Origin of the sequence: Sinomonas sp. G460-2, assembly GCF_047759905.1 — a bacterium.
Taxonomy (GTDB): Bacteria; Actinomycetota; Actinomycetes; order Actinomycetales; family Micrococcaceae; genus Sinomonas.
On the sequence record NZ_JBKZWT010000269.1, the window covers coordinates 1 to 4,952 of the forward strand.

Genomic DNA, 4,952 nt, shown 5'->3' on the forward strand with positions numbered 1-4,952 from the left:
CGGCCGCCCCGACGGCGAGCCCCACGGCGCACGCGACACCGAGGAAGATCACGAGCTCAGCCGCGGCCTCGGGGCTCGCGATCGCGAGGCTGCCCACGGGATCGGTCGAGAACCAGTTGACCAGAAGCATCCCGACGAGTGCCGCGACGATGGCCGGCCAGAGGCCCCCGACTGCGGCGACGGCCACGGCCGCCGCGAGCTGCAGCAGGAGGATCATCACGAGGTTGTGGTAGTCCGCGGCCACGACGGCCATCTGGACCACGAGCGGAAGCGCCACCGCGAGGGCGAGCCCCCACAACGTCCGACGGCGGCCCAGGGCTCCCAGCTCAGCGAGCCCAAGGCGGTGCTCGCGGTCCGGGAAGAGCGGGGCGCGGGGCGGCATGTGACCATGCTGTCACACCGGACGAAGCGTCACGGTTTGGCGTCATAGTTACCGACGAGTCAGCTCTCCCCTATGTAAGCGGCGCTCTGGGTGCACCGCGAACCAGTGGAAGGAAGTGCCATGGCCGGACGAAGCCTCGACGGGCTCTGTGCGGCGCTCGAGCGGGCCCTCGATGCGGGCGACGCCGACGCGCTCTGTGCTCTGTACCTGCCGACGGCGGTGCTCGCCCTCGGCGTCGGGGACGCCCGGCTCGAGTCGACGCCCGAGGCCGCGGCGGCCGACCGCGTGCGCCTTGGCCTCCCCATCGCGCTCTCTGTGCGGAGCATCGACGCGGGCGAGCGGCACGCCGACGTTGTCCTCGACTGGTCCGTCTCCGGCCTGACGACCGACGGCACGCACCTCGACCTCGCGGGCGAGGCCACGCTCGTGTGCACGCTCCTCGGCGGGGACTGGTACGTCGCGTCCGAGGAGCTTCGCTGCCACGAGCGCGCACTCCTGCGCTCGCGCGCCCGCGGGATCTAGCCCCGCGGATTCCAGCCCCGCTGGCTGGCCCGGCTGGTTCTAGCCCCGCTGGCTAGTTCCGGGTCACGGTCCCCATGAGCGAGGCGACAGGCCGCAGGAACAGCGGCCGCGCGAGGAACCAGGCCGCGACGATCACGACGATCGCGGCCGCGAAGAGCCCGAAGCCCCACCAGCCCTCGCCGTCGTTCGAGGCGAACATGTGGTTGAGGTTCCGCAGCGCTCCCGTGGTGAGCACAAGGAAGACGTGCACGACCACGAACGCGACGAAGTAGATTGCGATCGGGAAGTGCATGGCCCGGGCCGCCTCGATCGGGTAGGCCTTGTTGAGCCGCGGAGCCTTCGCGGGCCACGCGTTGGACATCCGCAGGCCCGTGAGGATCGCGAGCGGGGCCGCAATGAACACGGTCACGAAGTACGTGAGCAGCTGGAGCGCGTTGTAGTTCACCCAGCCGTTCTCGAGCGGCCAGTCGAGCGAGGCGTACTGGATCACCACGGACACCGCGTGCGGGAAGACGTCCCAGCCGGTCGGGACGACCCGCTTCCACTCCCCCGTCGAGAACAGCAGGATCCAGTAGATCAGGCCGTTGAGCACCCATACCGCGTCGAGCGTGAGGTGGAACCACAGGTTGAGGCTGATCTTCTTGGGCTGGCCCTTCGTCTTGACGAGGCCCTTGTTGTTGCGCTTCCAGTAGCCCTCGGGCCGGGTGGTGAAGCGCACCTGCAGCCCCGAGCGCACGATGAGCGCAATGAAGAACATGTTGAAGAAGTGCTGCCAGTTCAGCCACCCCGGGATCCCCACGGGCGCGTCCGCGGGGAGCGTCGCGTGGCCGGGGTACGTCGCGATGAAGTGCGAGACCGCCTCGGTGCTGCGGAGCCACCTGGCGAGCAGAACAAGCAGCCCGAGCACGATGATCGCGCCCACGGCGATCGCTACGGGCTTGAACCACGGCGCCTTGGTCCAGGCAGGGGCGGTCGACGGCGACGTCGGCATCGGTTCGAGATCCTCTCTTGGGTGGCGGGGTGGGTTAGATGGCCGCTGCAGCGGGAGCCCTACAGGCGGCGGATCGCCTGGTCCAAGTCTGCAATAAGATCGTCCGCATCCTCGATCCCGACGGAAAGTCGGACGAGGTTGACGGGGACGGCGAGCTCGGTGCCCTTGACCGAGGCGTGAGTCATCTCCGACGGGTAGTTCATGAGCGACTCGATCCCGCCGAGCGATTCCGCGAGCGTGAACAGCTGGGTCGACTCGGCGACCGTGCGGGCCGCGGCCTCGCCGCCCGCGAATTGGACCGAGATCATGCCGCCGAAGCGCCGCATCTGCTTCGCCGCGAGCTCGTGCCCCGGGTGCTCCGGCAGGCCCGGGTAGAGCACGCTCTCGACGCCCGGACGGCCCACGAGCCACTCCGCGATCTTCTGCGCGTTGTCCGAGTGCCGCTCCATGCGCACCCCGAGCGTCTTGAGCCCGCGCGTCGTGAGGAACGCGTCCATGGGCCCGGACACGGCGCCGACGGCGAACTGGACAAAGCCGATCTTCTCCGCGAGCTCGTCGTCGTTGACGACGACGGCGCCCCCGACGACGTCGGAATGCCCGCCGATGTACTTGGTCGTCGAGTGCACGACGATGTCCGCACCCAGGGCGAGCGGATTCTGCAGGTAGGGGGATGCGAAGGTGTTGTCGACGACGAGGAGGGCCCCGCCGTCGTGCGCGATCTCGGCGAGCGCCGCGATGTCGGTGACCTTCATCATCGGGTTGGACGGCGTCTCGACCCACACGAGCCGGGCGCCCTGCGCGACGGCCGCGCGCACGCCGTCGAGCGCCGACATGTCGATGGGCTGGTTCGCGATGCCCCACGGGCCCAGCACGCGGTCGATGAGGCGGTAGGTGCCGCCGTACGCGTCGTTGCCGAGCACGATCCGCTCGCCCGGCGAGCACAGCGCGCGGATGAGCGCGTCCTCGGCCGCGAGCCCCGAGCCGAACGAGAACGCGTGTCGCCCGCCCTCGAGCGCCGCGAGCTGCTCCTGGAGCGCGTCCCGCGTCGGATTGCCGCCGCGGCCGTACTCGTAGCCGGAGCGCAGGCCGCCGATGCCGTCCTGCGCGTACGTCGAGCTGAAGTGCAGCGGCGGGACGACCGCGCCCGTGCGCGGCTCGAATTCCTGGCCCGCGTGGACGGCGCGGGTGTTGAAGCCGTGGTTGGTCTCGCTCACGTGGGGCTCCTTACTTGGTGAAGCTGGTCACTTGTTAGGGCTGGTCACTTGTTGAGGCTGGTCACTTGTTAAGGCTGGCCAGCAGGTCATGGCGGGTGACGATGCCGATGGGCGCTCCGACGAACGTGACCATGAGCGCATCGACCTCGCTGAGCATCTCACGCGCGGTGGACTGGCTCTCGAGCGAGCCGATGACGGGCAGGCGCTCGCCCATGTGCTGCGAGATCTTGTCCGTGAGCTTGGCCTCGCCGCGGAAGAGCTTCGCGGACAGCGTGCGCTCGTCCACCGCCCCGAGCACCTCACCCATGACGACGGGCGGCTCGTTCGAGAGGATCGGGAGGTGGCTCACGCCGTACTCGGTCATGATGTCGATGACGTCGCGCACCGTCTCATTCGGGTGCGTGTGGACGAGGTCCGGGAGCTTGCCGTCCTTGCCGCGCAGCACGTCCCCGACCGTGGCCTCGGACTCGCCGGGCAGGAAGCCGTAGGAGCGCATCCAGTCGTCGTTGAAGATCTTGGCGAGATAGCCGCGCCCGCTGTCCGGGAGGATGACGACGACGACCGCCGACTCGGGCAAGTCTCTCGCCGTGCGCAGGGCCGCGACGACCGCCATGCCCGAGGAACCGCCCACGAGGAGGCCCTCCTCACGCGCGAGGCGGCGGGTCATGGCGAACGAGTCCGCGTCGCTCACCGCGAGGACCTCGTCCGGAACGGCCTTGTCATAGTTCGCGGGCCACATGTCCTCGCCGACGCCCTCGACGAAGTACGGCCGGCCCGTTCCGCCCGAGTAGACCGAGCCCTCGGGGTCCGCGCCGACGATCTTGACCTGGCCGCCCTCGGACTCCGGGCGGCCCTTCGAGACGTCCTTGAGATAGCGGCCCGTGCCGGTGATCGTTCCGCCCGTGCCCGCCCCGATCACCACATGGGTGATCTTGCCGTCCGTGTCGGCCCAGATCTCGGGGCCTGTGGTCTCGTAATGGCTCGCCGGGGCGCCGGGGTTGGAGAACTGGTCCGGCTTGAACGCGCCCGGGATCTCCCGGACCAGCCGGTCAGAAACGCCGTAGTACGACTGCGGCGAGTCCGGCGGGACGGCCGTCGGGGTCACGACGACCTTGGCCCCATACGCCTCGAGCACGGCCCGCTTCTCCTGGCCCACCTTGTCCGGGACCACGAAAATGCACTGATAGCCCTTCTGCTGCCCCACGAGTGCGAGCCCAACTCCTGTGTTGCCGCTCGTGGGCTCCACGATCGTGCCGCCGGGCTGGAGCTGGCCGGAGCGCTCCGCCTCCTCGACCATCTTGAGGGCGATGCGGTCCTTGATGGAGCCACCCGGATTGAGGTACTCGAGCTTGACCAGGATCGTGGCCTTGATGCCCTCGGTCACCTTCTGGAGCTTGACCAGTGGTGTGTGGCCGATGAGCTCGACGACGGAGTTGGCGTAATTCACGCCCCCAACTCTAGCCGTTGGCACTGACACAGCGAGGGCGGAGGGCTAGCTTAGGCGCGCGGGCACGGGGAAGTACGAAGCGACACTCCGCGCGATTGACTTAATCGAACATACTTTCGAAAATGGAGGTATGTCTCTTCCGCTCAGCTCCGCCTCCGCCGCCCCCGCGGCCGGCGAGCTGCGCGAGCTCCAGGAACGCATCCACGTCCTGCAAGGGCGGCGCAACAAGCAGGGTTCGTACCCCGTGCTCCCGTGCTTCGCGCGCCTCCTGCCGGGCGGCCTGCGCGGCGGGGTCGCGTATTCGATCGAGGCGCCCCTCTCCGTGGCCATGGCCCTGCTCGCGGGCCCCTCAGCGAACGGCGAGTGGTGCGGCGCGGCCGGGATTCCGGACTTCGG

The 4,952-nt window shown here is 69.2% G+C and carries 5 protein-coding genes and 1 pseudogene; 2 read left to right on the forward strand and 4 right to left on the reverse strand.

What is annotated here, in order from left to right; genetic code table 11:
- Positions 1 to 382 (reverse strand): DUF4118 domain-containing protein (locus ACLN58_RS17695; protein ID WP_415856561.1); only part of this gene is annotated, 382 nt, incomplete at its 3' end.
- 120 nt (positions 383 to 502) lie between these two features.
- Between ACLN58_RS17695 and ACLN58_RS17700 the strand changes: the two genes are divergently transcribed.
- A complete protein-coding gene (locus ACLN58_RS17700) occupies positions 503 to 904 on the forward strand; it encodes a hypothetical protein (protein ID WP_415856562.1) in 402 nt (133 codons plus the stop codon).
- Positions 905 to 956: 52 nt separating this feature from the next.
- Here ACLN58_RS17700 and ACLN58_RS17705 read toward each other — a convergent pair whose 3' ends face one another.
- From ACLN58_RS17705 to ACLN58_RS17715, 3 genes are all read right to left on the reverse strand, one after another.
- Entirely contained in the window at positions 957 to 1,895 is a 939-nt protein-coding gene (locus ACLN58_RS17705) for a cytochrome b/b6 domain-containing protein (RefSeq protein ID WP_415856563.1), read from the reverse strand.
- Positions 1,896 to 1,954: 59 nt separating this feature from the next.
- Entirely contained in the window at positions 1,955 to 3,109 is a 1,155-nt protein-coding gene (locus tag ACLN58_RS17710) for a cystathionine gamma-synthase (protein ID WP_415856564.1), read from the reverse strand.
- A gap of 61 nt (positions 3,110 to 3,170) precedes the next feature.
- A complete protein-coding gene (locus ACLN58_RS17715) occupies positions 3,171 to 4,556 on the reverse strand; it encodes a cystathionine beta-synthase (protein WP_415856565.1) in 1,386 nt (461 codons plus the stop codon).
- A gap of 130 nt (positions 4,557 to 4,686) precedes the next feature.
- Here ACLN58_RS17715 and ACLN58_RS17720 point away from each other — a divergent pair.
- Positions 4,687 to 4,952, forward strand: a pseudogene (locus ACLN58_RS17720) (hypothetical protein); the annotation flags it as partial.